Annotated in this window: 4 protein-coding genes; 3 read left to right on the top strand and 1 reads right to left on the bottom strand. The window is 30.8% G+C overall.

Annotated features, from left to right (window positions below; genetic code table 11):
- The 3 genes from Q0V09_RS09635 to Q0V09_RS09625 form a co-directional block, all read left to right on the top strand.
- Positions 1–1,242, top strand: a 1,242-nt coding sequence (locus Q0V09_RS09635) for an AAA family ATPase (protein ID WP_297488971.1), incomplete at its 5' end; no start/stop codon positions are given.
- A gap of 115 nt (positions 1,243–1,357) precedes the next feature.
- A complete protein-coding gene (rpsO, locus tag Q0V09_RS09630) occupies positions 1,358–1,618 on the top strand; it encodes a 30S ribosomal protein S15 (RefSeq protein ID WP_297405043.1) in 261 nt (86 codons plus the stop codon).
- A 58-nt stretch (positions 1,619–1,676) separates the two neighbouring features.
- Positions 1,677–2,783, top strand: coding sequence for a YibE/F family protein (locus Q0V09_RS09625; protein ID WP_297405045.1), 1,107 nt, complete (start codon positions 1,677–1,679; stop codon positions 2,781–2,783).
- A 9-nt stretch (positions 2,784–2,792) separates the two neighbouring features.
- On the opposite strand, the gene Q0V09_RS09620 is transcribed toward Q0V09_RS09625, so the two are convergent.
- Positions 2,793–3,214 (bottom strand): HAD family hydrolase (locus tag Q0V09_RS09620; protein ID WP_297488968.1); only part of this gene is annotated, 422 nt, incomplete at its 5' end.

Below are 3,214 nucleotides of genomic sequence, written 5' to 3'. Positions count from 1 at the left end.
AGAGATTTATTTACTAAAGCAAGAAAAAACTCACCATGTATAATATTTATAGATGAGATTGATGCAGTTGGTAGAAAAAGAGGAAGTGGACAAGGTGGAGGAAATGATGAGAGAGAGCAAACTCTAAATCAACTTCTAGTAGAAATGGATGGTTTTGGAAGTGAAGAAACAATTATTGTTTTAGCAGCAACAAATAGACCAGAAATTTTAGATAAAGCTCTAATGAGACCAGGAAGATTTGATAGACAAGTTGTTGTTGATAGACCAGATATTCATGGAAGAGAAGAGATATTAAAAGTACATGCAAGAAATAAAAAGTTTGCAGATGATGTTGACTTTAATATAGTTGCAAGAAAAACTCCGGGATTTGTTGGAGCAGACATAGCTAACTTGCTTAACGAGGCTGCAATACTTGCTGCAAGAGAAGGAAGACATTGTATTTCTATGGCTGACTTAGAAGAAGCTTCTGAGAAAGTAACAATAGGACCTGAGAGAAAGTCGAGAATGGCTGTTCAAAAAGAAAGAGTAATAGTTGCTTACCATGAAGTAGGACATGCTATGACGCAAAGATTATCCCCTCATACAGAGCCTGTACATAAAGTAACAATTATACCTAGAGGAATGGCAGCTCTTGGATATACAATGACTTTACCAACAGAAGATAGATATTTAAAATCTAAAAATGAGTTTTTATCGGAATTAATAACATTATTAGGTGGAAGAGCTTCAGAAGAAGTGGTATTTGGAGATATAACAACGGGAGCTAGTAATGATATAGAAAGAGCTACAGCAATAGCTCATGCTATGGTAACTAAATATGGTATGAGTAGTAAATTTGGACCGATCTTACTTGATAGCACTCGTGAAGGAGATATGTTCCAACAAAAGCTTTATGGAGAAACAACTGCTAAAGAGATAGATGATGAAATAAGATTGATGGTAACAACTGCTTATGATAAAGCAAAAGAGATTTTAACAACAAATAGAGAAACGTTAGAAACAATAACTCAAACGCTGTTAGAGCTTGAAACAATAACAGGTGATGAGTTAGATCAAATGTTAAAAGGTGAAGTTCCTGAAAGATTAAAAGCTCAAGAAAATGCTAAATTAGCAGAAGCTGAAAGCAAAAAAGAAAAAGAGGAAGTTGCTGTTGAGCTTGTAAGTGAAGCACCTCAAATAATAGCAGATGAAGAAATAAAAGAAATTGAAAAAGAAACTAAAGAAGAAGAAGACAAAAACTAAAAAAACTTTACTATTCTAACTAATTATGTTAGAATAATAGAGAATCTTTGCTAGGATTTACGATTAAGCCCCGTAAACCTTGGCTAGGATATTTTAATTATTAGGAGGCATAACAATGGCTATAAACAAAGAAGAAATAGTTGCAGCATACGGAAAAGATGGAAAAGATACAGGATCAACTGAGGTTCAAATCGCAATCTTAACTGCTAAAATTAATCACTTAACAGATCACTTAAGAACTCACAAGAAGGATTTCCACTCAAGATTAGGATTACTTAAAATGGTTGGAAAAAGAAAGAGACTTTTAAGCTACTTAACTTCAAAAGATATCGAAGGATATAGAGCTCTTATTGCTAAGTTAGGAATAAGAAAGTAATTAATTAGACGAGGAAATTATCCTCGTCTTTTTTTATAAAATAAAAAAGTGGGGGGTTATGTTGAAAAAATTGGTAGTATTATTTATAATGATATTTTCAATATCTTTTGGAGAAAATAATAATTCTGAGGAATATTTAAAAGGAAAAATAATAAAATTAGAAAGTATAAATAAAAATATTGATGATTCTGAAGAAGAAGTTAAAGAAATAAGAAATTATCAAGTTGAAATATTACAAGGAAGTGACAAAAATAAAATAATTACAGTGGAGTTTCCAATTTATAAGGAGAGTGCTTATAATATTCAATTGAGAGATGGAGAAGAAATTGTTTTATATAAAGATAATTACGATTTGGATGGTGTTAAGTATTACATAACTGATGCTGATAAAAGAGGACCGCAAATAATACTAGTGGGATTGTTTGTGTTTTTAACAATACTAATAGCTAAGCTGAAAGGAGTGAGAGCAATTATATCTTTATCAGTGGTTATAGGTATTATATATTATATATTTTTGCCAGGAATTGCAAAGGGATACTCTCCAATAGGGGTATCAACATTTTGTGCTTTACTTTCTTCTGGAACAACTATTTTTATAATGACTGGGTTTTCAAAAAAAGGAATAGTGGCTATTTTAGGGGCAGTTGCAGGAGTGGTTTTTGCAGGTGGAATATCAATGTATTTTTCATATAAAATGTCTTTTACAGGGTTTAGTACTGTTGAATCTTTAAATTATATCTCTTTACTTAAAGGAATAAAGATTAAAGAACTTGTGTCGGCAGGAGTAATACTGGGAAGTATGGGAGCAGTAATGGATGTTTCTATGTCAATATCATCAGCTTTAACAGAATTGAAAATGAGTAATGAGGACATAACTAAGAAAGAGCTTTTTAATGCTGGGATGAGGATAGGTGGAGATATAATAGGAACAATGGTAAATACTCTTATTTTAGCTTATATTGGAAGTGGATTGCTTTCAATATTGTTTATATATTTACAAAAAAATCAATTTCCATTAATAAGAATTTTAAATTTTGAATCTGTTGCTTCTGATATTTTAAGAGCTTTTGCAGGGAGTATAGGGATTTTAGTTGCAGTTCCAGTGACATCTTATTTAAGTGGAATTTTTTACAAAGAAAAAAAGAACTCTAAAAAAGAGCTCTAAAATAATTGATTATTGATTTGTAGGCGAAAAATTATTAATAATTTGTTCCCAGAGATTTTCAGATTTTAAAATATATTCAATAAATTCTCTAACAGCACCATCTCCACCATTTTTAGTAGAAATAAAATTAGAAATATTTAAAATTTCATCAACTGAATCTTTTGGGCAACCTGTTAATTTACACTTTTTCATTACGGCTAGATCAATAAGATCATCACCCATATATGCAACATTGGAATAATCAATATTATATTTTTCTAAAATATTATTTAGAACTCCAACCTTATCTTTAATTCCTTGATGAATCTCTTTGATTCCAAGTTCTTTAGATCTTTTTTCTACTAGGAGAGATGTTTTTCCAGTAATGATAGCCACTTCTTTTTCAAGAGATATAGCTTTGAATTGCACTAAAGATTTGCCTGGTATGAAAG

The organism is uncultured Cetobacterium sp. (assembly GCF_947039425.1).
Lineage (GTDB): Bacteria > Fusobacteriota > Fusobacteriia > Fusobacteriales > Fusobacteriaceae > Cetobacterium_A.
The sequence above is the reverse complement of the archived record's forward strand: the minus strand, read 5'-3'. Positions and strand labels throughout refer to the sequence as shown.